The sequence below is a fragment of the Amycolatopsis sp. NPDC034160 genome (assembly GCF_055575355.1).
In genome coordinates this window covers 43,245-67,780 of the sequence record NZ_JBVISU010000011.1, presented here as the reverse complement: position 1 = coordinate 67,780, position 24,536 = coordinate 43,245, and the positions used below count along the sequence as shown (strand labels likewise).

24 protein-coding genes are annotated in these 24,536 nt (G+C 70.7%); 11 read left to right on the top strand and 13 right to left on the bottom strand.

Translation table 11 applies throughout. The annotated features are described in order from the left end of the window. The first annotated feature begins 3 nt into the window (after positions 1 to 3). Positions 4 to 558: a GNAT family N-acetyltransferase gene (locus ACZ54P_RS22175; RefSeq protein WP_465463642.1), complete on the top strand. Its 555-nt coding sequence runs from the start codon at positions 4 to 6 to the stop codon at positions 556 to 558. Here ACZ54P_RS22175 and ACZ54P_RS22170 read toward each other — a convergent pair. From ACZ54P_RS22170 to metF, 3 genes are all read right to left on the bottom strand, one after another. Further along, the gene (locus tag ACZ54P_RS22170) at positions 555 to 1,436 is read right to left on the bottom strand and encodes a DMT family transporter (protein ID WP_465463458.1); all 882 of its coding nucleotides are present in this window, start codon (positions 1,434 to 1,436) and stop codon (positions 555 to 557) included. The genes ACZ54P_RS22175 and ACZ54P_RS22170 overlap by 4 nt on opposite strands. A 316-nt stretch (positions 1,437 to 1,752) precedes the next feature. Next, positions 1,753 to 3,438 (bottom strand): DUF885 domain-containing protein, encoded by a 1,686-nt coding sequence (locus ACZ54P_RS22165; RefSeq protein WP_465463457.1) that lies wholly within the window; start codon positions 3,436 to 3,438, stop codon positions 1,753 to 1,755. Between the two features lie 42 nt (positions 3,439 to 3,480). After that, a complete protein-coding gene (gene metF, locus ACZ54P_RS22160) occupies positions 3,481 to 4,365 on the bottom strand; it encodes a methylenetetrahydrofolate reductase [NAD(P)H] (RefSeq protein ID WP_037304247.1) in 885 nt (294 codons plus the stop codon). A 136-nt stretch (positions 4,366 to 4,501) separates the two neighbouring features. Between metF and merB the strand changes: the two genes are divergently transcribed. After that, on the top strand, positions 4,502 to 5,185 hold the full coding sequence (gene merB, locus ACZ54P_RS22155) for an organomercurial lyase (protein ID WP_465463456.1): 684 nt from the start codon (positions 4,502 to 4,504) through the stop codon (positions 5,183 to 5,185). Positions 5,186 to 5,268: 83 nt separating this feature from the next. Here the strand turns inward: merB and ACZ54P_RS22150 are convergent, their stop codons facing one another. Next, on the bottom strand, positions 5,269 to 5,574 hold the full coding sequence (locus tag ACZ54P_RS22150) for an AzlD domain-containing protein (protein WP_465463455.1): 306 nt from the start codon (positions 5,572 to 5,574) through the stop codon (positions 5,269 to 5,271). Then, a complete protein-coding gene (locus ACZ54P_RS22145) occupies positions 5,571 to 6,239 on the bottom strand; it encodes an AzlC family ABC transporter permease (RefSeq protein ID WP_465463454.1) in 669 nt (222 codons plus the stop codon). The genes ACZ54P_RS22150 and ACZ54P_RS22145 overlap by 4 nt, the downstream gene beginning before the upstream one ends. A 48-nt stretch (positions 6,240 to 6,287) precedes the next feature. On the opposite strand from ACZ54P_RS22145, the gene ACZ54P_RS22140 reads away from it, so the two are divergent. The 5 genes from ACZ54P_RS22140 (at position 6,288) to ACZ54P_RS22120 (ending at position 11,182) form a co-directional block, all read left to right on the top strand. After that, complete coding sequence (locus ACZ54P_RS22140; protein ID WP_465463453.1) at positions 6,288 to 6,836, top strand: CGNR zinc finger domain-containing protein; 549 nt, start codon at positions 6,288 to 6,290, stop codon at positions 6,834 to 6,836. Between the two features lie 68 nt (positions 6,837 to 6,904). Next, complete coding sequence (locus tag ACZ54P_RS22135) at positions 6,905 to 7,996, top strand: polyprenyl synthetase family protein (RefSeq protein WP_465463452.1); 1,092 nt, start codon at positions 6,905 to 6,907, stop codon at positions 7,994 to 7,996. Beyond that, positions 7,996 to 9,471 carry a phytoene desaturase family protein gene (crtI, locus tag ACZ54P_RS22130; RefSeq protein WP_465463451.1) on the top strand — a complete coding sequence of 492 codons (1,476 nt, stop codon included), beginning with the start codon at positions 7,996 to 7,998 and terminating at the stop codon, positions 9,469 to 9,471. The genes ACZ54P_RS22135 and crtI overlap by 1 nt, the downstream gene beginning before the upstream one ends. Next, positions 9,468 to 10,397, top strand: coding sequence for a phytoene/squalene synthase family protein (locus tag ACZ54P_RS22125; RefSeq protein ID WP_465463450.1), 930 nt, complete (start codon positions 9,468 to 9,470; stop codon positions 10,395 to 10,397). Before crtI ends, ACZ54P_RS22125 begins: the two co-directional genes overlap by 4 nt. Continuing rightward, on the top strand, positions 10,394 to 11,182 hold the full coding sequence (locus tag ACZ54P_RS22120; RefSeq protein WP_465463449.1) for an LLM class F420-dependent oxidoreductase: 789 nt from the start codon (positions 10,394 to 10,396) through the stop codon (positions 11,180 to 11,182). The genes ACZ54P_RS22125 and ACZ54P_RS22120 overlap by 4 nt, the downstream gene beginning before the upstream one ends. Before the next feature lie 59 nt (positions 11,183 to 11,241). On the opposite strand, the gene ACZ54P_RS22115 is transcribed toward ACZ54P_RS22120, so the two are convergent. After that, entirely contained in the window at positions 11,242 to 11,802 is a 561-nt protein-coding gene (locus ACZ54P_RS22115; protein ID WP_465463448.1) for a CGNR zinc finger domain-containing protein, read from the bottom strand. Between the two features lie 22 nt (positions 11,803 to 11,824). On the opposite strand from ACZ54P_RS22115, the gene ACZ54P_RS22110 reads away from it, so the two are divergent. Next, the gene (locus ACZ54P_RS22110) at positions 11,825 to 13,003 is read left to right on the top strand and encodes an MFS transporter (protein ID WP_465463447.1); all 1,179 of its coding nucleotides are present in this window, start codon (positions 11,825 to 11,827) and stop codon (positions 13,001 to 13,003) included. On the opposite strand, the gene ACZ54P_RS22105 is transcribed toward ACZ54P_RS22110, so the two are convergent. Continuing rightward, positions 12,972 to 13,340, bottom strand: a complete 369-nt coding sequence (locus ACZ54P_RS22105) for an Rv2175c family DNA-binding protein (RefSeq protein WP_061984007.1) — start codon at positions 13,338 to 13,340, stop codon at positions 12,972 to 12,974. The genes ACZ54P_RS22110 and ACZ54P_RS22105 overlap by 32 nt on opposite strands. A 185-nt stretch (positions 13,341 to 13,525) precedes the next feature. Here ACZ54P_RS22105 and ACZ54P_RS22100 point away from each other — a divergent pair, with 185 nt between their 5' ends. After that, positions 13,526 to 15,583, top strand: coding sequence for a PASTA domain-containing protein (locus ACZ54P_RS22100; RefSeq protein ID WP_465463446.1), 2,058 nt, complete (start codon positions 13,526 to 13,528; stop codon positions 15,581 to 15,583). 118 nt (positions 15,584 to 15,701) lie between these two features. Then, positions 15,702 to 16,514 carry a hypothetical protein gene (locus ACZ54P_RS22095; RefSeq protein WP_465463445.1) on the top strand — a complete coding sequence of 271 codons (813 nt, stop codon included), beginning with the start codon at positions 15,702 to 15,704 and terminating at the stop codon, positions 16,512 to 16,514. A gap of 68 nt (positions 16,515 to 16,582) precedes the next feature. On the opposite strand, the gene ACZ54P_RS22090 is transcribed toward ACZ54P_RS22095, so the two are convergent. Next, positions 16,583 to 17,416: an NAD(P)H-binding protein gene (locus ACZ54P_RS22090; RefSeq protein WP_465463641.1), complete on the bottom strand. Its 834-nt coding sequence runs from the start codon at positions 17,414 to 17,416 to the stop codon at positions 16,583 to 16,585. A 95-nt stretch (positions 17,417 to 17,511) separates the two neighbouring features. Between ACZ54P_RS22090 and ACZ54P_RS22085 the strand changes: the two genes are divergently transcribed. Beyond that, on the top strand, positions 17,512 to 18,255 hold the full coding sequence (locus ACZ54P_RS22085; RefSeq protein WP_465463444.1) for a TetR/AcrR family transcriptional regulator: 744 nt from the start codon (positions 17,512 to 17,514) through the stop codon (positions 18,253 to 18,255). A 56-nt stretch (positions 18,256 to 18,311) separates the two neighbouring features. On the opposite strand, the gene ACZ54P_RS22080 is transcribed toward ACZ54P_RS22085, so the two are convergent. The 5 genes from ACZ54P_RS22080 to murD are packed head-to-tail and all read right to left on the bottom strand — an operon-like array spanning position 18,312 to position 24,536. Then, the gene (locus ACZ54P_RS22080; RefSeq protein WP_465463443.1) at positions 18,312 to 19,139 is read right to left on the bottom strand and encodes a cell division protein FtsQ/DivIB; all 828 of its coding nucleotides are present in this window, start codon (positions 19,137 to 19,139) and stop codon (positions 18,312 to 18,314) included. 2 nt (positions 19,140 to 19,141) lie between these two features. Continuing rightward, positions 19,142 to 20,551, bottom strand: coding sequence for a UDP-N-acetylmuramate--L-alanine ligase (gene murC, locus ACZ54P_RS22075; protein ID WP_465463442.1), 1,410 nt, complete (start codon positions 20,549 to 20,551; stop codon positions 19,142 to 19,144). Further along, complete coding sequence (gene murG, locus ACZ54P_RS22070; protein WP_465463441.1) at positions 20,544 to 21,668, bottom strand: undecaprenyldiphospho-muramoylpentapeptide beta-N-acetylglucosaminyltransferase; 1,125 nt, start codon at positions 21,666 to 21,668, stop codon at positions 20,544 to 20,546. Before murG ends, murC begins: the two co-directional genes overlap by 8 nt. Next, a complete protein-coding gene (gene ftsW, locus ACZ54P_RS22065) occupies positions 21,665 to 23,146 on the bottom strand; it encodes a putative lipid II flippase FtsW (protein ID WP_465463440.1) in 1,482 nt (493 codons plus the stop codon). Before ftsW ends, murG begins: the two co-directional genes overlap by 4 nt. Continuing rightward, positions 23,133 to 24,536, bottom strand: coding sequence for a UDP-N-acetylmuramoyl-L-alanine--D-glutamate ligase (murD, locus tag ACZ54P_RS22060; RefSeq protein WP_465463439.1), 1,404 nt, complete (start codon positions 24,534 to 24,536; stop codon positions 23,133 to 23,135). Before murD ends, ftsW begins: the two co-directional genes overlap by 14 nt.

Sequence of the window (24,536 nt, the reverse complement as noted above, 5' to 3'; positions counted from 1 at the left end):
GCGATGTCCTCGGAACGCACCCGCTACGTCCAGTTGTCCGCGGACGAGTTCCGCGCCCGGCTCCCCGAGGCGCTGACCATCTACGTCAATGCCATGCGCTACCCCGAAGGCACGGCGGAGCAGCGCGCGCCGATGTGGCTCACGCACGCGCTGCGCGAAGGCTGGCGCTGTATGGCCGCGCTCGACGCGGACGGCGTCCTGCTCGGGCTCGCCTACGGCTACAAGGGCCGCGGCGGCCAGTGGTGGCATGAACAGGTCCGCCACGGCCTGACCCGCCGCGAGGGCCAGGCCGCCGCCGAGCACTGGATGTCCGACTACTTCGAGCTCACCGAGATCCACGTCAGCCCGGAAAGCCAGGGGAAGCGGATCGGCGAGGACCTCCTGCGACGGCTGCTCGACGGCGTGCCCAACGCCCACGTCCTCCTTTCCACGCCGGAAGGCACCAGCCGGGCCTGGAACCTGTACCGGCGCGTCGGGTTCGTCGACGTACTGCGGGACTACCACTTCGCCGGGGATCCGCGGGCGTTCGCGATCCTCGGCCGGACCCTTCCCCTCTAAGGCTTCGTATACGCGACGGCGAGCGCGGCGATGAGCACCACCGCGCCGCACCAGCCCATGGTGCCGAGCCGTTCCCCGAGCACGGCCATGGACAGCAGCGCGGCGGTCAGCGGCTCGAGCAGCGCGGACAACGCGGCCAGCACGGGATGCGCGGTTTCGAGACCGCGGAAGTACGCGGCGTACGCCAACGCCGTGGGCACGACGCCGAAGTACAGGACGAGCGCGAGAACATCGGCCTCCAGCGGCACCGCCATCCCGAACCACACCGCGGCGGGTGCGAGCGCGGCGCCGCCGATCAGGCAACCGAAAGCCGTGGTGGGCAAGGGATCCAGCCCCTCGACGCGGGTCGCGGTCACCAGGGTCAACGCGGCGAACCCGGCCGCGGCGAGCAAGGCGAACAGCACTCCGGCGACGTCGACCTTCTCACCGGGCGTCCACTGCAGCAGCGCGAGCCCGGTGAGGGAACCGGCCAGGGACACCAAGGTCCAGCGCGTGGGGAATTTCTTGGTCCTGACGACCGTCGCGACGGCGAGCAGAACGGGTGCGCTGCCGATGGTGGTCATCGTCGCGACGCTCACCGAACTCAGCGAGACCGCGGCGAAGTAGCTGGTCTGGAAGAGGGCGAACAGGCCGCCGACGGCCAGGAGGCGACGGCGGGCCTCCCGCGTGCGCGGAAGGCCGCGGAGACCGCCGGTGAGCCAGAGGTAGCCGGTGGCGATCACGCCGCCGATCAGCAGCCGGTACGCGGCGACACCCATCGGATGGAGCCCCGCACGGGATGCCAGCAGGGATCCGGCGAGGCCGCCGGTGCCCCAGAGGACACCGGCGAGAACGAGCGCGGCCGACGATCGGGCGCGCGTGGGTACGGCAACGGACATGGGGAAACGCTCCTGCGTCTGTGTCGGTCGGAAAGGACGTCGACGACGCGGGGTGCTTCAGTGCAGCACTAGGAGGCCGGGCGGCTGGAACGCCGCGCGGCCGGAGACACCCCGCTCAGGAGGCCGGGGGTGGGGTGACAAGAAAGATCCGCTGCACGAGCCGAACGTATCAAGGGGCGGCGGTGGGCGCACGTGAATTGAGGGGCGGCCGGGCCACCTCGCCGTGCGTCGAGGGCGAAGCACGCAAGGAAAGGTCCTTTCCTCGCAAATTTCGCAAGGAAAGGACCTTTCATGGCACTACCGGAGGCGAGCCGGATCAGTCCAGCGCCGCGAGCATCTCCCGCAGCGTGTCCAGCCCCATCCCGCCGAGCGCCAGCGCCCGCGTGTGGAACTGCTTGATGTCGAACGCGTCGCCCTGCCGGGCGCGGGCTTCTTCGCGCGCGGCGAGCCAAAGGCGTTCCCCGAGCTTGTACGACGGCGCCTGCCCGGGCCAGCCCAGGTAGCGGTCGATCTCGTCGTGCACGTGGGCCGGGTCGGTGACCGTCCGGGTGAGCATGAACTCCAGGCCCAGTTCCGGCGTCCACCGCTCGCCCTCGTGGAATCCGGTCCCGGCCGGGATCTCCAGCTCCAGGTGCATGCCGATGTCGACGATCACGCGCGCGGCGCGGAACAGCTGTTCGGACAGCATGCCGAACAGTTCGCCGTCGTCGTCGAGGAACCCGAGGTCCTCCATGAGCCGCTCGGAGTACAGCGCCCAGCCCTCGGCGTGCCCGGAGGTGAACGCGAGCAACCGCTGATACTTGTTGAGCGACTCCGACTGGTCCACCGCGGTCGCGATCTGCAGGTGGTGACCCGGCGCGCCCTCGTGGTAGACGGTGCTGACCTCGCGCCAGGTGGTGAACTCGTCCCGGCCCTGCGGCAGCGACCACCACATCCGGCCGGGACGGGAGAAGTCCTCGCTCGGGCCGGTGTAGTACGCGCCGACGGTGCCGCCGGGCGGGGCGATCTTGCACTCCAGCGCCATCACCCGGTCGGAGATGTCGAAGTGCTTGCCGCGCAACGACTTCAGCGCGTTATCGGACAGGTTCTGCATCCAGGCCTGGAATTCCGCCCGGCCGCGCACGACGTACTTCGGGTCGGCGTCGAGGGCGGCGGCCGCCTCGGCGAGGGTCGCGCCGGGCTTGACCCGGCCGGCGACCTCGCGCATCTCCGTCTCGATGCGGGTGAACTCGGCCCAGCCCCAGGCGTAGGCCTCGTCCAAATCGAAGGTGGCTCCGGTGAACAACCGCGACCACAGCCGGTAGACCTCGGCGCCGACGGCGTCCTTGACCGGCGCCAGCGGGGCGAGTTCGGCGCGGAGGAAACCGGCGAACTCCGCGTACGCCTCCTGCGCGGTGTGCGCGGCCCGGCCGAGCTCGGCGCGCAGCTTCTCGTCGACGTCCTTCGCCCCCGAGACCAGCGTCTCGAAGAACCCGGTCTCGTCCTTCAGCCCCGCCCAGGTCTCGGCCTGTTCGGCGACCTTGCCGACCTGCCGCAACGCCGACACCCGGCCGGCGCCCGCGGCCGCGAGCAGCGACGCACGGAGGCCGTCGAGCGCTTCGGGCACCCGCGCCATCCGGGCGGCAATCGTCGCCCAGTCTTCCGCGGTGTCGGTGGGCATGAAGTCGAAGACCATGCGCAGTTCCTGGACGGGGCTTTCGATCACGTTCAGCGCCGCGATGTCGAGACCCGCCTCGTGGATCTCCAGCTGCAAGCCGATCCGCTCGGTGAACACCGCCTTGGCCGCGCGCTCGCCGTCGTCGGCGGGTTCGGCCGCTTCGATGTCGGCCAGCGCGCGGGCGGCGATGGCGGCCCGCGCCGCGTGCCCGGCGGGCGAGTAGTCGGTCAGCTGGTCGTCGTATCCGGAGATGCCGAACGTCGTCGCGGCGACCGGGTCGGCCGCGGCGTACTCGTCGACGTACCGGTCACAGATCTGGTGCACACTTCGCGCGGTTGAAGCCATGCCCGGCACGCTACCGGGATGCCAGGCTACTTCGGTACGGAGTTACGCCCTGGCGGGGACCAGGCCGAGCCTGCTGACCACCTCGCGCGTGGCCTTGGACCGGTTGAACGTGTAAAAGTGCAGGTCAGGGACGCCTTCGGCGATGAGCCGCTCGCACAGTTCGGTCACCGTGTCGATCCCCGCCGCGCGGAAGGCCTTCGGATCGTCGGCCAGCGGTTCGAGCCGGTCCAGCAGCCGCCGCGGCGCGGGCGCGCCGGACAGCTTGATCGTCGTGTGCAGGGTCCGCAGCGTGGTCAGCGGCATGATGCCGGGGATGACCAGTGCCTCGCAGCCGGTGGCCGCGACCCGGTCACGCAGGCGGAGGAAGTCTTCGGGCTCGAAGAACAGCTGCGCGATCGCGAAATCCGCGCCCGCGCGGAGCTTGCGCACGAGGTATTCGGTGTCGGCTTCGAGGTTCGCCGACCGCGGGTGGCCGTACGGGAACGCCGAGACGCCGACGCAGAAGTCGCCGAGCGAACGCACCAGTTCGACGAGTTCCTCGGCGTAGTTGAGCCCCTCCGGATGCGGGACCCAGTCGCCGTAGACGTCGCCCGGCGGGTCACCCCGCAGCGCGAGGATGTTCCGCACCCCGACGGCGGCGTACCAGCCGATGACGTTGCGCAGCTCCGCGACCGAGTGGTTCACGGCGGTGAGGTGCGCCATCGGCACCAGCGTGGTCTCGGTGGCGACGCGGGCGATGCTGCGGATCGTGCCGTCGCGGCTGGACCCGCCGGCGCCATAGGTGATCGACATGTACGCCGGGTCCAGCGGCTCGAGTTCACGGATCGACTTCCACAGCACGGCCTCGTCGGCCGCGTCGCGAGGCGGGAAGAACTCGATGGAGAACACGGGTCCATCACCCTGCAACCGCTCGACCACCGACGTCATACCGCCATGTTAAGGGGGAAAGTCCGCTGGCTGGGAGTCCCCTCTCAGGCAATGGACATGCGACTTCAGCCACTCTCGCGCGGTTGCTGAGTGGCGCGAGCCTGGGGAGACTCGGGGACGAGCACAGGGAGCCGCCATGAGCGCCGAAACCGACACCAGCTGGGACGAGGACGTCCGCGTCGCGGTCTACCGCGCGTTCGCCGAGCACGGGAGACCGCCGACGGCCCCGGAACTGGCCGACGCCGCCCACGGATCGCTCGCGGTGGCGAAACAGGCGCTGCACCGCCTCGCCGAGCAGCGACATCTGGTGCTCGACACCCGTGAGCACGTCGTGATGGCGCATCCGTTCGCGGCGATTCCGCTGGGGTTTTCCGTGATGGGCGAGCGGACGCTGTGGTGGGGCGGCTGCGCGTGGGACTCGTTCGCGATCCCGCGTCTGGTCAAGACCGAACCCGAGGTGCTGGTGTCCACGCGCTGCCGCGGCTGCGGCGAACCGCAGGCGTTGCTGGTGAACGACCAGGCCCCGCCAAAGGGTGAACTGGTCGCGCATTTCCTGGTGCCGGTGGCGCGGATGTGGGACGACGTCGTGCACACCTGCGGCAACCAGCGGCTGTTCTGCGGGGAGTCCTGTGTGGACGAATGGCTCGCCGAAACCGGGCAGGACAAGGGTTACGTCATGGATCTGGCGACACTGTGGCGGCTCGCGGCCGGCTGGTACGAAGGCAGGCTCGAGCACGGCTACGCCCGCCGGGACCCGGCCTCCGCGGCGGCGTACTTCGCCCAGGCCGGGCTGAGCGGACCGTTCTGGGCGGCTTCGTAAGCGGCACATGAAGGACCCCTTCCCCCAGTACGTGATGGCCCCCTTCCTTGCGCTAGGCGCAAGGAAGGGGGCCATCACGTACTTCACGCCAAGAAACGCAGTGCGGCGGTGACGACGACGCCGCAGAGGATCGCGGCGAGCACCGGCACGCGCAGTAGGTAGGTCACCGCGATCGCGGCCAGCCCGGCGCACAGCGTCCAGTCGAGCCCGGACCAGGCCGGGCCGGTCACGTCGGTGAGCACGAGACCGGCCAGGAGCGCGGGTGCGAGCAGCGCGATGACCCCGGCCAGCCGCGGCGGCAGTTCCCGGTCGCCGAGCAGGACCGGGCCGGCCGCCTTGAACCCGATGCTGACCAGCGCGACGGCGACGATGGCGATCCAGAGGGTCATCGCCGGGCCCCCAATCCCACCAGCGCGGCCGCCGAAGCGCCGATCAGCGCGAGCCCCACCGGGACGAACAGCACCAGGACGCCGGCGAGACAGGCGGCGAGCGCCGCCGTCCAGACCGCCTCACGGGACCGGCGGAGTTCGTCGATGAGCAGGACCAGGAAGAAGCCGGGGAACACGACGTCGAGGCCGAAGCGCGCGACGATGTCCGGTGACGGGGCGGCGAGGACGCCGAGCACGGTGCCCAGGACCCACGCGGGCAGCTGGACGAGCGTGCAGCCGATGAGCTTCTCGCGGTCGAAGCGTCCTCCGCCGAGGTGAGCGGCGACCCACGAGCCGTCGACGACGGCTTGACCCTCCCACGCGCGGCGCAGGCGCCCGCCACGCAGGTCCGCGGCGACGGCGGCGCCCATCGGCAGGAAACGGGCGTTGATCAGGGCCGCGGCGCCGACCGCGACGGCGATGTTGCCGCCGCCCGCGAGCGCGGTGGCCATCGCGAACTGGGCCGAGCCGGAGAACACGATGATCGACGCGACGATCGGGGCCGCGATCCCCCAGGCCAGAGTCTGACTGTAGGCGCCGAAGGTGACACCGAGGACGAAGGTCGCGACACCCAGTCCGAGGCCGACTCGGGCGCCGGACAGATAGTGCTGCCGGAGCGTGGTCATACGACCGAGCCTAACAAGCTAAACTTATTTTGACCATTAGGAGGATCTGTGGACGGCCACTGGGACGGGTACGACAGCATCGGCGGGAGTGTGCCGTTGGACCTGGTCAACACCGTTTCCTGGCGGCGCGATCCGGCCAGGCGGGAAGACCGGCTTTCGGATCCGGCGCGGCTGTCCGAGTGGGTCGTCCTGGTGGGTGCGGGCAGCGAACGACTGGAGATCTCCGAAGCCGTCCTCGAGACGGTGAAGACGTTCCGCGAGACGCTTTACCGCGTGCTCGTGTCGGATCCGCCGGACCTCACGGTGCTGCGAAAGCCCCTGATCGAGGCATACCGGCACGCGTCGCTCCCGTCGTCCTTGCCACTGCGGTGGGTGGTACCGCTGGACGACGGCGACGCGCTGCCGCACTTCCTCGCGTTGGCGACCGAGGAGCTGTTGCGCTCCGAAGCACTCGATCGGGTCCGGGAGTGCGAAGGGCCGGGCTGTGGCTGGGTCTTCACCGATCACACGCGCAACCGGTCGCGGCGCTGGTGCAGTTCGGCGGACTGCGGGAACCGGGCGCGGGCGAAGCGGCACTACGCCAAGACCCGCGGTTGACGTCTGTTCCGCCACATTCGACGGCACCCGACTGGGTCCCGACGCCGTCCTTCCCGGAGGATGTGCGCATGGACACGTCCGCCTACGACGCCGATCTGCCCGCCCACGTCGAGCGGGCGCTGGCGGGGTTCCTCGAGCGCGCCGGTGCCGAAATCCGCCGCACCGAACCGAGCGTCGGCGTCGGGATCGACGCGCTGGCCGGGTTCGTGCTCGGCGGCGGCAAACGCCTGCGCCCGACGTTCGCCTGGTGGGGCTGGCGCGGCGCGGGCGGCGATCCGGCGGGGCCGGACGTCGAAGGCGTGCTGCAGGCGGTGGCGAGCCTGGAGCTGATCCAGGCGTGTGCGCTGATCCACGACGACCTCATCGACTCCTCCGATTCGCGCCGCGGTTCGCCTACGGTGCACATCGCGGGCGCGAAACTGCACGCCGACAGCGGCTGGCTGGGTTCGCCGAGCACGTTCGGGCTCGCGACCGCCGTCCTGGTCGGTGACCTCGCGCTGGCCTGGGCCGACGACATGTTCGGCGAGGCCCCGCTGCCGCCCGCGGCACTGGCCGCCGCGCGGCCGGCGTGGCGCGCGATGCGTACCGAGGTGCTCGCCGGGCAGTACCTCGACGTGCGCACGCAGGCCACCGGCGACGCCTCCCCCGAGGCCGCACTGCACATCTGCAAGCTCAAGACGGCCGCGTACACCGTCCAGCGCCCGCTTCACCTCGGTGCCGCGCTCGGCGGCGCCGACGAGGCCCTGATCGCGACGCTGCGCGAGTTCGGTGACGAGGTCGGCGTGGCGTTCCAGCTGCGGGACGACCTGCTCGGCGTGTTCGGCGACCCGTCGGTCACCGGGAAACCGGCAGGCGACGACCTGCGCGAGGGCAAGCGCACCCTGCTGGTCGCGCTGGGTCTCCAGCGCGCGGCCGAGCAGGGCAAGGAAGCGGCGGAGAAGGTCATCTCCGACGCCATCGGCGACGCTCACCTTTCCGAGGACGCCGTCGAGAACGTGCGCGAGGCGCTGCGGGACGTCGGCGCGGTCGACGCGGTGGAACACCGGATCGACGAGCTCACTGAATCCGCGATGGCCGCGCTGGACCGCGCGCGTCTGGCCGAACCCGCTCCCGCCGCGCTGACCGGGCTGGTCGTCAAGGCGACCCAGCGGACCTACTGATGCGCACCGTCACCGGTCCGAGTGACCACGTGGTGGTGATCGGTGGCGGGCTCGCCGGGCTGACGGCGACACTGCACCTGCTCGGCGCCGGACGCCGGGTGACGTTGCTGGAGCAGGACAAGGCCCCCGGCGGCCGCGCCGGGCAAGCGAACTTCGGCGGCAACACCGTCGACACCGGGGCCAGCGTGCTGACCATGCCGGAACTGCTCGACGAGGCCTTCGCGGCGGTCGGTGAATCGCTGGCGGACAACCTGACGCTGACCCGGCTCGATCCGGCCTATCGCGCCCGGTTCGCCGACGGCAGCACGATCGCCGTGCACACGGACGCGGCGGCGATGGAGGCCGAGATCCGCGCGGCCGCCGGCCCGGCCGAGGCCGAGGGCTACCGTCGGCTGCGGCGCTGGCTGACCGAGTTGTACGCGGTACAGAAGGACCATTTCATCGGCGCGAACTTCGACTCCCCGCTCGATCTCGTGCGCCCGGAACTGGCGAAGCTGGCCGCACTGGGTGGTTTCGGGCGGCTCGGCCCGAAGATCGCCGGTTTCCTGCGCGACGATCGCGTGCGCCGTCTGTTCTCCTTCCAGGCGCTCTACGCGGGACTCGACCCGGCCCGCGCGATCGGCGCGTACGGCGTCATTTCCTTCATGGACACCGTCGGCGGTGTCTACTACCCGTCCGGTGGGATGGGCGAGATCGCGCGTGCGCTGACGGCCGCGGCCGAACGGGCGGGTGCGGAGGTGCGGTTCGGCACCGAAGCCGCTTGGCTGGAAAGGGTTTCCTCGCGGGTGCGCGCGGTGCGGACCCGCTCGGGTGAGCGGATCCCTTGTGACACCGTGGTTCTCGCGACCGAACTCGGCACCGCGTATCGCCTTCTCGGCGCCCGCCCCCGGCGCCCGCTGCCGCTGCGGTATTCGCCGTCGGCCGTCGTACTGCACGGACACGCGCCGAGGTCGTGGCCGGATTTGGGCCACCACACCATTTTCTTCGGCCGCGCCTGGGAAAAGACGTTCTCGGAGATCATCCGCGAGGGCAAGCTGATGAGTGACCCTTCACTGCTGGTGACCCGGCCGACCGCGACCGAACCGGGACTCGCCCCCAGCGGCGATCAGGTGATCTCGGTGCTGGCACCGGCGCCGAACCTCCGCCGCGGCAAGATCGACTGGGACCGGGTCGGGCCCGCATATCGCGCGGAACTCCTGCGCACGCTGGAAAAACGCGGCCTCACCGGCTTCACGGACGCATTCGTCGTCGACGAGATGATCACCCCCGCGGACTGGGCGGAGCGCGGGCTCACCGCGGGCACGCCGTTCTCCCTCGCGCACACCTTCGCCCAGACCGGCCCGTTCCGGCCGGGGAATCTGGTGCGGGCGGCGGAAAACGTCGTACTCGCCGGCTGCGGGACCACGCCGGGCGTCGGCATTCCGCCGGTGGTGATCTCCGGCAGGCTCGCGGCGGAACGGGTCACCGGGCGATGAACGAGCTCGACGCCGCGGGTATCACCGACCCGGCGTTGCGGGCGGCGTACACCGCGTGCCGCCGGATCAACGCGCGCCATGGCCGCACCTTCTTCCTCGCGACCCGGCTGCTGCCGCCGCGGGCGCGGCCGTTCGCGCACGCGCTGTACGGCTTCGCGCGGATGGCGGACGACCTGGTCGACAATCCCGCTCCCGGCACCGATCCCGCGGCCGCGCTGAACGAGGTCGCCGATTCGGCAGGGCGGGTTTTCGACGGTGCCACCCCCGCCGATCCGGTGCTGGCCGCGTTCGCCGACACCGTGCGCCGCCACCAGCTGGACCGCGGCCTGTTCGCCGCGTTCCTGCGGTCCATGGCGATGGACCTCAAGATCACCGAGTACGCGACCTACGCCGAGCTGCGGGAGTACATCCACGGTTCGGCCGAGGTGATCGGCCTGCAGATGCTGCCGGTTTTGGGCGCCGTCGTCCCGATTTCCGACGCCGAGCCCCACGCCGCCGCGCTGGGCGAGGCGTTCCAGCTGACCAATTTCCTGCGCGATATCGGCGAGGACCTCGACCGGGGACGGCTTTACCTGCCCACCGAGGAACTGGCCGCGTTCGGTGTCGACCGCGAACTGCTCGAATGGTCGCGTTCCCGAGGGCTGCCGGACCGTCGGGTGCGGCGCGCGCTCGCCGTGTCGGTGGCGCGCAACCGGGCGGTGTACCGCCGCGCGGAAGCGGGAATCCCGTTGCTGCGCGAGGAATCCCGGTATTGCGTGCGGACCGCGCTCGTCCTCTACGAAGGCATCCTCGACGAGATCGTGGCGCTCGATTACGACGTGCTGAACACCCGAGCGGTCGTGCCGCGCCGCCGCCGGGCGGGGGTCGCCTTGCCGGGTTTACTGACGAGCGCGTGGAGCAACTCCAGGCTTAGGGTGCGAACATGACCACTGCTGCGAACAGGAAGATCCGGATCGGCGTCCAGCTGCAGCCGCAGCACGCCGAGTACAAGGCGATCCGCCGGGCGGCCTCGGAGGCCGAAGACCTCGGCGTGGACATCGTGTTCAACTGGGACCACTTCTACCCGCTGTTCGGCGACCCCGACGGCCTGCACTACGAGTGCTGGACGATGCTGGGCGCGTGGGCGGAGTCCACGTCGCGGGTCGAGATCGGCGCGCTGGTGACGTGCAACAGCTACCGCAACCCCGAACTGCTGGCCGACATGGCCCGCACCGTCGACCACATCTCCGACGGACGGCTCATCCTCGGCATCGGCTCCGGCTGGTTCGAGAAGGACTACGACGAGTACGGCTACGAGTTCGGCACGGCGGGCGGACGCCTCGACAACCTCGCCGAAGCGCTCCCGCGGATCGAGAGCAGGCTCGGCAAACTGAACCCGGCACCGACCCGCAAGATCCCGGTGCTGATCGGTGGCGGCGGCGAGAAGAAGACGCTGCGCCTGGTCGCGAAGCACGCCGACATCTGGCACGGCTTCGGCGACCCGGAGGTCGTCGAGCGCAAGGTCAAGATCCTCGACCAGCACTGCGCCGACGTCGGCCGGGACCCGAAGGAGATCGAGCGTTCGATCGCCGTCGACGGTGACCCGGAGGAGCTGGGACCGAAGCTGCTGGAGCTGGGTGTCTCGCTGTTCACCGTGGCGACCGGCGGACCGGACTACAACCTCGACAAGCTGCGCGCCTGGACCCAGTGGCGCGACAAGCAGCAGTCCTGACCCGCTTTCGCGCGCCATGAAAGGTCCTTTCCTTGCAAATTTTGCGAGGAAAGGACCTTTCATGGCGTCTCGGGTGGCTTACGCCGGTGTGCCGCCACCCGCTCCCGGGTAGCGCACCGCGTCGAGCAGTACCGACGCGGGCTCCCCCCGCCCAAGTGCGCGAAGGGCTTCCCACAGCCCGAAGCGGCACACAGTCCGCCCGGAGGCGCCTGGCGGTCCGCCAGCAAGACCGCCAGCGCCAGCGCGGACGACGTCGCCAGCCACGCGCCCCACGGCCCGTCATCGTCGGCGTCGACGTGCAGATGCCAGCCGAATCCGGAGTCGTGGTCGGTCAGCCGCGGCGGATGCGCGTATCGGGCCAGCAGCCGGTTGAGCACCCCGGCCGCCTCCGTGACATCCCGCGCCGCGAACACTGCACGCAGCTCCCAAGCCGCCTCGCGCAACGACGTCATGTCCGAGGGCTCCAGCTCGACGTCGGTCTCACCGTGCGCCTCCAGCACGGAACGGACAGAAGAATCCGACGGTTCCGGCACGAGCAGGACCTCCAGAAGATCCACCGCTCGCTGCGCCGCCTCCCGAGCGGACCGGCCCGGCAGGAAATCCCGCTGCGCTGAAGTCATCCCCCACTGTAACGTCTTATCTATGAGAGGCCGTTACAGACTCGCCGTCTACCTCACCGGAGCGACGATCGCCAGGACCGGCGACGAGCTGTCCGGGCCGGCGTTGCTGCTGCTCGGTCTCAGTGTCGACGGCTCGGCCGCCACCGGATCCGCGCTGCTCGCGGGCCTGACGATCTCCGCGGCGGCGGGCGGTCCCCTGCTCGGCGCGCTGCTCGACCGCAGTCCCCGGCCGGGACGGCTGCTGGCGTGGGCGTTGCTCGCCTACGCGGGCGGGCTCGGCGCGGTACTCGCGCTCGTCGAAGTCCCGGCGGCGATCGCGGTCGCCGTCGCGGCGGGCCTGCTCAACCCGGCCTTGGCCGGCGGCTGGACGGCTCAGCTGCCCCACGTCCGCGGCGGGACGTCGTTGCCGAGGGCGAGCACGCTGGACGCGATGACGTTCACCGCGGCGAGCCTCATCGGACCGGGACTGGCCGGGCTCGTGACCGCTTACGCAGGCGCCCCGGCCGCGGTCGCCGTCGCGATCACCCTGGTCGCGGTGGCTTTCCCGGCGGCATGGTCGCTACCCGCGGGCGAAGTTAAGCCCACGAAGCCGATCCGCCGTCAGCTCGCCGACGGGTTCGCCGTCCTCTTCCGCAAGCGGGCGCTGTTGCGGGCGACCGCGACGTCCACGGTGTCCTTCGTCGGCATCGGGATCGCGGTGGTCTGCTACCCGCTGCTCGGCGCCCAACGGCTGGGGAACGCGGGATTCGGCGCGCTCCTGCTCACCGTGCTGGCCGCCGCGGCGCTGGTCGCGAACGCCGTGCTGGCCCGCAAGCCGCCACCACCGGATCGGACGGTGCTCGCCAGCACCGTCCTGCTGGGCGCGAGCTTCCTGCTCGCGGCGGCCGGGCACGACGTGGTGACCCTGCTGGCCGCCGCCGTGCTCGCCGGATTCGCCGAAGGACCGCAGCTTTCGGCGCTGTTCGCCATCCGGCATCGCGAAGCGCCCGCGGAGGTGCGGGCGCAGGTTTTCACGACGGCGGCGAGCGTGAAGATCACCGGACTCGCGGCGGGTGCCGCGGCCGCGGGACCGCTGAGCGCACTCTCCGTAACCACCGGGCTGTCCGCCGCGGCGGGGTGCCAGCTGCTCGCGGCTACGACGTATGTCCTGGTCAGAACGTCCGGACGGACTAGAACGCCATCGCCTGCGCGCGCCGTTTGACCTCGGTGCCGTGGCTGGTCCGGAGCGCGTTGACCGGGGTGGCCCCCGGCAGGGTCTCGTCCTCGGCGAAGAGCCAGCGCAGCATCTCGGTCCGGCTGAAACCGGAGTCCGCGAGCACCGTGATCGTGCCGGCCAGGCCCTTGACCACGCCGTCCTTCACCAGGAACGCGCCGGGGACGTACAGCTCGCCCTTGCGCCGGACGGCGATCAGATGGCCGTCACGCAACATCTGGCGGACCTTGTTGGCCGAAACGTTCAGCGCGGTCGCGACCTCGGAAATCGGAAGAACGGCCACATCTGCACCGAGAACGTCGTCGGCGACGGGAATCCCACTCACAGGTGACACTGTGCCACATTCCGTCTCGTGTCCCGTTACTGCGCACGGGTGACGACCTCCGTCATGACGGAGAGTGCTCGCTCGGTGACGCATACCGCCGTTTCGACGAAATGACGGAAATCGTGATCCCGCCCGGGCCAGGTCCCGTACATCAGAACATGGGCACTTCCGTACGATCCATAGCCGTGACACGCACGGACCCCACTCTGGTGGGCACTCTGCTCGAGGGCCGTTACCGGGTGGACAAGCTGCTCGCGCGCGGCGGGATGTCGTCGGTGTACCGCGGCGTCGACACCCGCCTGGACCGCCAGGTCGCCATCAAGATCATGGACCCGCGCTTCGCCGACGACAGGTCGTTCGTCGAGCGCTTCGAACGGGAGGCCCGCTCGGCGGCCCGGCTGCACCATCCGCACGTGGTGGCGGTGCACGACCAGGGCTTCGATACCCCCGGCGGGGAGGAGTCCGGTCGCGCGTTCCTGGTCATGGAACTCGTCGACGGCGGAACCCTGCGCGAACTGCTCGCCGAACGCGGCCCGCTCGACGTCGCGCTCGCGCTGAGCATCACCGAACCCGTGCTGTCCGCCCTCGCCGCGGCGCACGCGGCCGGACTGGTGCACCGCGACGTCAAACCGGAGAACGTGCTCATCGGCCGCGGCGGCACGGCGCTTTCGGGCGGTGTGGTCAAGGTGGGCGACTTCGGCCTGGTCCGTGCCATCGCGAGCGCGGGGACCACGAGTTCCAGCGTCATCCTCGGCACCGTCGCCTACGTCTCGCCCGAACAGGTCGCCACCGGCGCGACCACCTCCAGCGGCGACGTCTACTCCACCGGGATCCTGCTGTACGAAATGCTCACCGGACGGGCGCCCTACACCGGCGACACCGCCCTCTCGGTGGCGTACCGGCACGTCAACGACGACGTCCCCCGCCCGAGTCAACTGCGGCCGGGCATTCCGCCCGCACTGGACGAGCTGATCCTGCGCGCCACCCGCCGCGACCCCGAGCAGCGCCCGTCCGACGCGGCGGTGTTTCTCGCCGAGCTGAACCATCTGCGCACCGTCCTCGGCATCCCAGCGGTCCCGGTGCCCGTGCCGCTGCCGCCCGACGCCGACCGGGAGACCGACGCCGAACGCACCACCCCCGGCATCCCGGCCGTCCCGGCGTCGAGCGCCGCCACGGCGACGACGGTGCTGGCCCCGGTCGCCGAGGCGACCTTGCCGGTCACCGGCCCACGCGGGACGCAGGCACTGCACCGGGAGCCGCAATTCGCGGCCGCCCAGCCGCCGCGAACGCCTCCCCCGCGACCCAAACCACCCGCGGACGACGAAGACCAGCCACGGTCGCGCAACCGCCTCTACGTGATGATCGCTGCCGCGGTCCTGGTCCTCGGGGGCCTGATCGGCGCGTTCGCCTTCATCCTCAACGACTCCGGCCCGACGTCGTCCTCGGTGCCGAAGCTGGCCGGGATGAACCAGGCCGCCGCCGGTGACGCGCTCCGTTCGGCGAAGCTGACCCCGGCCTACACCGAGGAGTACAGCGACACCGCGGCGCAGCACACGGTGATCCGGTCCGATCCGGCGGCGGGCACGTCGCTCGCGCCGGGCTCGACGGTCACCGTGGTGCTGTCCAAGGGCCGCCCGATCGTGCCGGACGTCCAGGCCGGGACCAGCCAGCAGGACGCCGAGACGGCGATCAAGGCCGCACAGCTCACCCCGGCCCTCGGCGAGCAGGAGTTCAGCGAGGTCGCCAAGAACAAGGTGATCCGCGTCGACCCGAGCCCCGGTTCGCAGCTGAACATCGGCGGGCAGGTCACGATCATCCTGTCGAAGGGCCCCGAGCCGCTGCCGCCGGTCCCCGACGTCACGGGCCAGAGCAAGGACGCCGCGTTCACGATCCTCCAGCAGGCCGGTTTCCAGCCGTTCCAGGCAGGCGAGGAGTTCTCCGACCAGTTCGCCGCCGGCCAGGTGATCCGGACCGACCCGAAGGGCGGCGGCAAGGCGAGCAACCGCCGCATCGGGGTCTTCGTTTCGAACGCCGTCGAAGTACCGAACGTGACCTTCAAGCGGATGGAGGAGGCGATCCAGATCCTGCGGCAAGCGGGTCTGGACCCCGACCGTCAGGGTCGCGGAAACGGCAACGGGAACGGCGGCGGAAACGGCGGTTTCGACTTCGTCCTGCAGCAGGATCCGCAGCCGGGCACCAAGGTCCCGAAGGGCTCAAAGGTGCGGATCAGGGGCTTCGGGTGACGCGAAAGGTGTGGTGAAACCGTTCAGTACCGGCATGGTCATCGGATACCGTGAACCGCATGGTGGTCTTTGACGGCGTGAACGGCGGGTCAGCCAGGTTCGCCCCACCTGGTCCGCGATGAGCTTCTTCACGGACGGCCCGCGCAGCCGTCCCCTGTTCCCGGTGCCGGAACAGGAGCTGTTCGGCTACAACGGCCGCCCTTGGGTGGACCCACCGCGCGAGTACATCGTCCCGGCGATCCTGCCCTGGTCGATGCCGCTGGGCCGCGCCGAGCGGACCATCGTGGCGCTGCGCGGGATCGAAGTATGGCCGGAGTCGGTGACCTTCCAGCTGTCGGTTTACGCGCGCGACCTGCTGCCCGGCGATCACGCCGAAGGCCTGATCGACCACCGCCGCGTACCGGACTACAACGCGCTGCTCGTCGGAGTGCTCTTCCCCGACGGCCGCCGGGCCAGTTCGGAGACCATCTCCGTGCCATCGGCGTCGAAACCGGACCAGCCGGTGCTGCGCGCGCACGGCCTCGGCGGTACGTCGTTCCACGTCGACCACGAGATCTTCCTGTGGCCGCTGCCGCCGGCCGGGCCGCTGGAGTTCGTCGTCCAGTGGCTCGACCGCGACATCGAAGAGACGCGGACCTCGCTCGACGGCACCGCGATCCGCGACGCCGCCAAAGAGGCTGCCGAGATCTGGCCCGGCCTGCGTGCCCGCGAGGCGCACGGACTGCCGGTCCGCCGGGTCGGGGCACAGGCGATGATCACCCCCGCCTGGCCTCGCGAGTCACAGGCCCCGCCTCCGCTGCCTCAACCTCAGCGGAAGTCCCAGCCGCTCCCGCCTGCCCCGTCGCCTGCCCAAGCGCCTGCTCAGGCGACGGCGGACCGGCCGCGGCGTGGCGCACCGCTGCCGACCCGTCTGCCCCGGCGAGCTCGCTGAAACGTCACCAAAGCCTCGTGAGTGGTAATGACGGTTAGAACCGTCATCACCACTCACGAGGGCGACCCTCAGCGGAACGCTTCGACGTTCGCCACGGCCCACTGTTCGTAGGTGACCCCGGGCCGTCCGGTGAGTTCCTGGACCACGCCCGTCGGCGTGTCAGGGTGCTCGGTGAAGTACGCGAAGCCGTCGAGCAGCCACTTCGCGATCTCCGCCGGGATCCCGGCGTCGGTCCACTGTTTGTCCGCCTCCTCCCGGGTGAGTTCCTGGAAGGTGACCTCCTCGCCGAGCGCGGCCGAGATGGCGGCGACCTGTTCGCGCTGGCTGATCGCCGTCGGCCCGCTCAGGGTGTGCTTCTTGCCGACGTGTCCCTCGGTCAGGATGACGTGCGCCGCGACGGCGGCGATGTCCCCGAGGTCGATCGGCGTCATCCGCGCCTCCGGGTAGGCCTCGCGGACCACCCGTCCCGACTTGATCCGCTCCGCCCAGCCGAGCGTGTTGTTCATGAACGCGCCCGGCCGCAGGAACGTCCAGTCGAAACCGGCCTCCTGGACCGCCTTCTCGATGATCGCGTAGGCGACACCACTCGAGTTCTCCGCCGGATCGTCGGCGTTGCTGCCCGACAGCGCCACCACCCGGCGCACTCCGGCCTCCTTCGCCAGCTTCACGAAGTCGTCCACCGTCTCCGCCAACGGCGCCAGGTACACGGTGTCGACGCCCTTCAGCGCCTCCGGCAGCGTCTCGGGTTTGCCCAGGTAGCCCTTGGCGACCTCCACCTGCTCCGGCAGTGCCGCCTTCGCCGGATTGACGGTCAACGCCCGCACCGGCGCTCCGGCCTCTACCAGTTCGTCGACCAGCAGCCTGCCGACGCTTCCGGTCGCACCGGTCACCAGGATCGTCACGATGCCCCACTCCTTTTCGTACGCCATACGGGAATGATTCAACCGTACCGCATACGAGAATGTAGAATCCAGCTTCACGGCCGAGTGGAGTGTGGATGGATTTCGAGCGCAGTCTCGAACTGTTGTGGCGTGACCGCGGCGAAGCCCGGCAGCCGACCAGGGGACGGAAACCGAAACTCACCCTCGACCGGGTGATCGCCACCGCCGTCGCCCTCGCCGACGGGGCGGGCGAGGCGACCGTGTCGATGAGCCAGATCGCCAAGGAACTCGACGTCGGCACGATGACGCTCTACACCTACGTCCCCGGCAAGACGGAGCTGCTCGACCTCATGGTGGACTCGGTGCTCGCCGGACGGGACCTCCCCGGTCCCGGCGAACCCCGGCCGGACGGCTGGCGCGAGCGGGTCCGGCTCTACGCCGACCGCACCCTGGCCGTGTACCGCGAGCACCCCTGGCTGCGGTCGGCGTCGTCGGTGCGACCGGTGCTCGGGCCGGGGCTGATGGCGGGGCAGGAGTACCTGATCGCGGCGGTCGCGGACATCGGGCTGCCGCCGCGCGAGGTGACCGCGGCCGCGCAGAGCATCGAGGTGTACGTCCAGGCGAACGCGGCGCTTTCGGCGGAGACGGCTCAGCTGGAACAGCGGACCGGGGAGTCGACCGACACCTGGTGGGGGCAGCGGGCGGTGTTCTGGGAGAAGTACTTCGACGTCGATCGGCATCCGGCGATGACCCGGATGTGGGAGAGCGGCGGTTACGACGCCGACAGCTGCGAAGCCGCCTACGACACTTTCACCTTCGGCCTGGAACGCCTACTGGACGGCATCGAAGCCCGCGTTTAGTCCTCTAAACGCGGTAGTTGGCAGGGCGAACTACCGCATCTAGAGGACGAAATGCGTCAGGAGACGGTGGGCAGGTCGGGCGCGGAGACGTCGAAGACCTTGCCCTCGCGGGTGAGCAGCGCGGCGAGCACCTTCGCCTTGCGTTCGGTGTCCGCCGAGGTCCCCCACCGCACGGTCTTCCCGTCGGCCAGCGCGAACTCGACGCTGCCGGGTGTCTTCGCCGTCGCGGTGGTGACCTGCTTCAGCAGCTGTTGCGGGATCACGCCGAGGACGCCGGTCACCGCACGGGTCACCGGGTCGTCGGCCGACACCGACGGCAGCTTCAACTCGGGCAGCCCCGCCGGCCGTTCCTGGAGCGTCTTGAACACCACTCCCCCGCCGTCGATGAGGTGCACGCCGTCGCCGCCGGGGCCGCTGTCGAAGAACGCGATGGCCGCCCGTTCGGTCACGGTGATTTCGAGCGTGCTCGGCCAGGACCGCGAGACGTCGACCGTGGCGATGCCGGGCATCTGCGCGACGCGGTCGCGGATCTCTTCGGTGTCCAGGCGCAACATCGGCTTCTGGTCCGGTACCGCCGCCGCGGCGCGGATCTGGTCCGCGGGGACGGAGGTCGCGCCGACGACGTCCACCTGCTGCACGCCCAGCATCGAGCTGAACCACAGCAGGTAGACGACGGCGACGACGGTCAGCACCGAGAGCAGCGCGACCCAGCGCCGCCGCAGTTCCTTGCGCCGGATCGGCCGGGTGGTCCGGCGACGATCCTGCACGGACCGCCTGCCGCGCCGGGCCTTCGCCCCTTGAACCCGCTTGACCCGCTTGTCTCGTTCGGTACGCGGACGCCGACCGGGTTCGGCCGGGCGGCGGCGTTCCCCGGTCTGCGTCATGGCTACTCCGCCCGCCGGTCCAGTTCGGCCAGGATCTCCGGGCCGATCTGGGTGACGTCACCGGCGCCCATGGTCACCAGCAGGTCCCCGGGTTTGACCAGATCCGCGGCGAGCTTCGCCGCGACGTCGAACGCCGGCTGGTAGTGCACGGTGGTGCCGGAGATCTGGTCGGCGATGAGCGCGCCGCTCACGCCGGGCTCCGGTTCCTCGCGGGCGCCGAACACGTCCAGCACGATGACCTCGTCCGCCAGCGACAACGCCGCCGCGAACTCCTTCGAGAACGTCTTCGTGCGCGAGTACAGATGCGGCTGGAAGACCACGACGACCCGGCCCGAACCGGCCGCCGTCCGCACCGCGCGCAGTTGCGCGTCGACCTCGGTGGGGTGGTGCGCGTAGTCGTCGTACACCCGGACGTCGCCGGAGCGGCCCTTGAACTCGAACCGCCGCCGGACACCGCCGAACGCGGCGAGCCCCTCGGCGAGGCCGTCGACCGGCGCGCCCAGCTCGATCCCGGCCAGCAGCGCGGCGATCGCGTTCAGCGCCATATGCTCACCCGGCACCGCGACGCGAAGGTCAATTTCCTTGCCCTGCGAGGAAATGCGGACGACGCCGCCTTCCGGATCGGGCGTGTAGCCCAGCACCTTCGCGTCGTCCGCGCCGGTGACGGAACGACCGTAGCGGCGGACGCGGATGCCGCGTTCCTCCGCCTGCGAGGCCAGCTTGCCGGCTCCTTCGTCGTCACCGCAGGCCACGAGCAAGCCGCCTGGCTCGATCCGGCCGAGGAAGTCGCTGAACACCGAGACGTACGCCTCGGCCGTGCCGTGGTGATCGAGGTGGTCCGGCTCGACGTTGGTCACCACGGCGACCGTCGGCGAGTAGGCCAGGAACGACCCGTCGCTCTCGTCGGCTTCGGCGACGAAGACGCCGCCCTCGCCGTGGTGCGCGTTCGCGCCCGACTCGTTGAGGTCGCCGCCGATGGCGAACGACGGGTCGAGGCGGCAGTGCTGCAGGGCCACGGTCAGCATCGACGTCGTCGACGTCTTGCCGTGCGTCCCGGCGATGCACGCGACGCGGTGACCCCGCATCAGCCCGGCCAGCGCCTCCGCGCGGTGCAGGACGGTGATCCCGCGTTCCCGCGCGGCCACCAGTTCCGGGTTGCTCTCCTTGATCGCGGTCGACACGACCACCGAGGACGGGCCCTCCGCGAACGCGTCGAGGTTCTCGGCACGCTGGCCGATGGCGATCTCGGCGCCCTGTGCGCGCAGCGACAGGAACGCGCGCGACTCCTTCGCGTCGGATCCGGACACCTGGGCCCCGCGGGCCAGCAGGATGCGGGCGATGCCGCTCATCCCGGCGCCGCCGATCCCGATCAGGTGGGCACGCGTGAGCGTGTCCGGGAGGGTGTCAGGCACCGGCTACCTCCAGCACGATCTTGGCAAGGGTCTCGTCGGCCTGGCGGTGGCCGAGACCGACCGCGGCCGCACTCATCTTCGCGACCCGGTCGGCGTCGGAGACCAGCGGGATCACCAGCTCCGCGACCTTGGCCGCGGTGAGTTCGGCGTCGGGCAGCATCAGCGCGGCACCCGCGTCGACGGCGGGCTGGGCGTTGCCCGCCTGTTCGCCGTTGCCGTAGGGCAGCGGGACGAACACCGCGGGCAGGCCGACCGAGGTGACCTCGGCGACGGTCATGGCGCCGGAGCGGCACAGCACCGCGTCGGCGGCGGCGTAGGCCAGGTCCATCCGCTCCAGGTACGGCACGGGGACGTACGCCGGCTTGCCGGGGAATTCCTGGACGACCAGCGTGTTCTTCGGCCCGTGGGCGTGCAGGACGCCGACTCCGGCGTCCGCGAACTCCTTGGCCGCGCCGGAGACCGCGCCGTTGATCGACACCGCGCCCTGCGAGCCGCCGAAGACCAGCAGCGTCGGAACGTCCGGGTCGAGCCCGAAGAACTCGCGGGCTTCGGCGCGCAGCGCGGCCCGGTCGAGCGAGGTGATGGAGTGGCGCAGCGGGATGCCGACCACCTCGGCCTTCACCAGCGGCGTCCCCGGGACGGCGACGGCGACGCGGGCGGCGAACCGGGCGCCCACCTTGTTCGCCAGGCCCGGCGACTTGTTGGCCTCGTGCACCACGATCGGCGTGCGCCCACGCGCGGCCAGATAAGCCGGAAGCGCGACGTAGCCACCGAAGCCGACGACGACGTCCGCGCCGACCCGCTCCAGGATGTCGCGAGTGCGCTTGACCGCGTCACGGACCTTCAGCGGCATCTTCAGCAGTTCCGGTGTCGGTTTGCGCGGCATCGGCACCGGCGGGATCAGCTCCAGCGGGTAGCCGCGCGCCGGGACGAGCTTGGTCTCCAGCCCGCGCTCGGTCCCCAGCGCGATCACCTTCGCGTCGGGACGCAGGCGCATCACCGCGTCGGCGAGCGCGAGTGCTGGTTCGATGTGTCCTGCGGTGCCGCCCCCGGCGACCACGACCACCGGCGCCTTGCCCGCGGCGGATCTCTCGGCTCCCTTAACGGGGTTACTCACCTATGACCTCTCCGGTTTGCGGTACCCCGTTTCGCGGTACCGCGGTTCACCGCCGTACGTGCGGCCGTCCTCCTGCCGGGCTCCCGCACCGAGCGGCGCCGCTCCTGGGCAGGCGATGGCCTCGCCGTCCTCGGCGCGGGCCTCGCCGCCTTGGTGGCGCCTCCCCTGGCCGCGGCGCCCTTGCGCTTGGCGGGCGGGCGGTACGGATCGGGCGCGGGAAGCCTCAGCAGGCGTCCGAATTTACCCGGCCCCTGCGAACGCAGTGCGGCCACCGCCTCCGGTTCGTGCCGGGCGGCGTTGGCGAGTACCCCCATGATGAGCATGGTGATCACCAGCGACGTCCCGCCGTAGGAGATCAACGGCAGGGTGACCCCGGTGACCGGCAGCAGGCCGACGACGTAGCCGATGTTGATCCCCGCCTGCGCGACCAGGAAGACGGTCAGCGTGCCGGACACGATCCGGATCCAGGGGTCGAGGTTGCGGGCCGCGATGCGCAGGCCCACGATGGCGACCCCGGCGAACAGCGCCAGCACCACCACGCAGCCGATGAAGCCGAGTTCCTCGCCGATCAGGGCGAAGATGAAGTCGTTCTGCACGTTCGGCAGGTAGCCCCAGTTGGACTGGCCCTGCCCGAGCCCCTTGCCGAAGAGCCCGCCGTCGGCGAGCGCGAGCTTCGCCTGGTTGGCCTGGAAACCGTCGGCGCTGGTGTCCGGGTCCCCGGAGACGAACGACATGACCCGCCGCAGCCGGTACGGGGCGATGATGGCGAGCACCAGCACCCCGACGAGCCCGCCGGCGAGGATCACGCCGAACAGCCGTTTCGGGGCGCCCGCGAACCACAGCAGGGCCAGCAGCACCACCGCGAGGGTGATCGTGCCGCCGAGGTCGGGCTGCATCATGACCAGCGCGAACATCAGCAGCGCGATCGGCACCACCGGGACGAGCAGATGGCGCCACTGGTTGATGATGTTGTACTTGATCACCAGGATGTGCGCGCCCCAGAAGGCGAGCGCGAGCTTCGCCGCCTCGACCGGCTGGAAGGCGAACCCGCCGAACATGAACCAGCCCTGCGAACCGTTGACGGTCGAGCCCAGCGGGGTGAGCACCAGCGTGAGCAGGCCGAGGCAGACGACGGTCATCGTCGCCGAAAGGCGCCGGACGCGTTCCAGCGGGATCCGCAGCCCGATCCAGAACACCACCGAGCCGATGGCGACGAACAGGATGTGCTTGCTGAACTGCGCGTAGACCCCGCTACCGGTCTTCGGGTTGTACGAGGCGACCGAAGACGCCGAAAGCACCATCACGATGCCGATCACGGTCAGCACGCCGGTGAGCGCCAGTACCAGGTGGAACGAGGCGAGCGGCCGCGAAAGCCACGCCGTCAGCGCGGTGCGGAACGCGACGAACGCGCTTTCCTTGCGTTCCCGCGGCTTGCGTGGCCGGTCTGGCTGACGCTTTCTTTCCTCAACCGCCGTCACTGGTCTCCCCCGCACCGTCGCGCAGGACACGGACCGCGCGCGCGAACGCGTCGCCGCGCGCACCGTAGCTCGAGAACATGTCCAACGACGCCGCGGCGGGGGCCAGCAGCACCACATCTCCAGGGCGCGCCAGGGCGCGGGCCGCCTTCACCGCCGCAGTCATGGGGTCATCGTCACCCGGAAGGAGGCTGTTGACCGGGACATCCGGCGCGTGTCGCGCGACCGCGGCGGCGATCGCGGGTGAATCCACGCCGAGGAGCACGACTCCGCGGAGCCTGCCGGCGATCGAACCGACCAGCTCGTCCACCGAGGCGCCCTTGAGCTGGCCACCGGCGATCCAGACGACGGAGAGGTGCGCGCGCAGTGAACCGCTCGCCGCGTGCGGGTTGGTCGCCTTGGAGTCGTCGATGTAGCGCACACCGTCGAACTCGGCGATCTCCTCGGCCCGGTGCGGGGCCGGGCGGTACTCGCGCAAGCCCTTGGCGACGTCCTCGCCGCTGACGCCGTAGGCGCGGGCCAGCGCCGCCGCCGCGAGCGCGTTGGACACGTTGTGCGGACCGGCCGGCCGGACGTCGGCCAGCGTGCCGAGTTCGTCGGCGCTGGTCGCCGGGTCGGCGACGAAGGCGCGGTCGACCAGCAGGTCTTCCACGATGCCGAGTTCGCCGGGCCGCGGGGTGTCCATGCCGAAGGCGACGCGGCGGGCGTCGGCGGGCGCGTGCTCGTCGGCGAGCCGGACGGACCACTCCTCGTGCAGATTGTGCACCACGTTCCGCGAGTGCGCGTGGATCCGGCCCTTCGCGGCGGCGTACTCCTCCATCGAGCCGTGCCAGTCGAGGTGGTCCTCGGCCAGGTTCAGCACCACGGAGGCGTGCGGGGCCAGCGTGGACGACCAGTGCAGCTGGTAGCTCGACAGCTCCACGGCGAGCACCTCGTGCCCGGCCCGTACTGCGTCGAGTACCGCGAAACCGACGTTCCCGCAGGCCACGGCGTCGACGCCGGCGACGCGCAGGATCGACTCCAGCATCCCGACCGTGGTGGTCTTGCCGTTGGTGCCGGTGATCGCGAGCCACACCGGCGGCTTGTCGCGCAGCTGCCCGACGCGCCACGCCAGCTCGACGTCGCCGATCACCTCGATGCCCGCTTCGGTCGCCGCCACCAGCAGCGGCGACGTGGGCCGCCAGCCCGGGCTGGTCACGACCAGCTCGACGCCTTCCGGCGGCTCCGTCAGGCCCGGTACCAATTCGGCGCCGAGACCTTCAAGCTCCGCCAGCCGTTCGGCGTTGCCGTCGGTGACGGTGACCCGCGCCCCCTGCTCCCGCAGGACCGGGACGATGGACTTGCCGGTGACCCCGGCTCCGGCGACGAGGACGTGACGACCGGCCAGTTCCAC

Excerpts from the sequence above, each read along its gene's own strand:
- ACZ54P_RS22175 (WP_465463642.1), top strand. The coding sequence starts at position 4 with ATGTCCTCGGAACGCACCCGCTACGTCCAGTTGTCCGCGGACGAGTTC.
- ACZ54P_RS22170 (WP_465463458.1), bottom strand. The coding sequence starts at position 1,436 with ATGTCCGTTGCCGTACCCACGCGCGCCCGATCGTCGGCCGCGCTCGTT.
- ACZ54P_RS22165 (WP_465463457.1), bottom strand. The coding sequence starts at position 3,438 with ATGGCTTCAACCGCGCGAAGTGTGCACCAGATCTGTGACCGGTACGTC.
- metF (WP_037304247.1), bottom strand. The coding sequence starts at position 4,365 with ATGACGTCGGTGGTCGAGCGGTTGCAGGGTGATGGACCCGTGTTCTCC.
- merB (WP_465463456.1), top strand. The coding sequence starts at position 4,502 with ATGAGCGCCGAAACCGACACCAGCTGGGACGAGGACGTCCGCGTCGCG.
- ACZ54P_RS22150 (WP_465463455.1), bottom strand. The coding sequence starts at position 5,574 with ATGACCCTCTGGATCGCCATCGTCGCCGTCGCGCTGGTCAGCATCGGG.
- ACZ54P_RS22145 (WP_465463454.1), bottom strand. The coding sequence starts at position 6,239 with ATGACCACGCTCCGGCAGCACTATCTGTCCGGCGCCCGAGTCGGCCTC.
- ACZ54P_RS22135 (WP_465463452.1), top strand. The coding sequence starts at position 6,905 with ATGGACACGTCCGCCTACGACGCCGATCTGCCCGCCCACGTCGAGCGG.
- crtI (WP_465463451.1), top strand. The coding sequence starts at position 7,996 with ATGCGCACCGTCACCGGTCCGAGTGACCACGTGGTGGTGATCGGTGGC.
- ACZ54P_RS22125 (WP_465463450.1), top strand. The coding sequence starts at position 9,468 with ATGAACGAGCTCGACGCCGCGGGTATCACCGACCCGGCGTTGCGGGCG.
- ACZ54P_RS22120 (WP_465463449.1), top strand. The coding sequence starts at position 10,394 with ATGACCACTGCTGCGAACAGGAAGATCCGGATCGGCGTCCAGCTGCAG.
- ACZ54P_RS22115 (WP_465463448.1), bottom strand. The coding sequence starts at position 11,802 with ATGACTTCAGCGCAGCGGGATTTCCTGCCGGGCCGGTCCGCTCGGGAG.
- ACZ54P_RS22110 (WP_465463447.1), top strand. The coding sequence starts at position 11,825 with ATGAGAGGCCGTTACAGACTCGCCGTCTACCTCACCGGAGCGACGATC.
- ACZ54P_RS22095 (WP_465463445.1), top strand. The coding sequence starts at position 15,702 with ATGAGCTTCTTCACGGACGGCCCGCGCAGCCGTCCCCTGTTCCCGGTG.
- ACZ54P_RS22085 (WP_465463444.1), top strand. The coding sequence starts at position 17,512 with ATGGATTTCGAGCGCAGTCTCGAACTGTTGTGGCGTGACCGCGGCGAA.
- ACZ54P_RS22080 (WP_465463443.1), bottom strand. The coding sequence starts at position 19,139 with ATGACGCAGACCGGGGAACGCCGCCGCCCGGCCGAACCCGGTCGGCGT.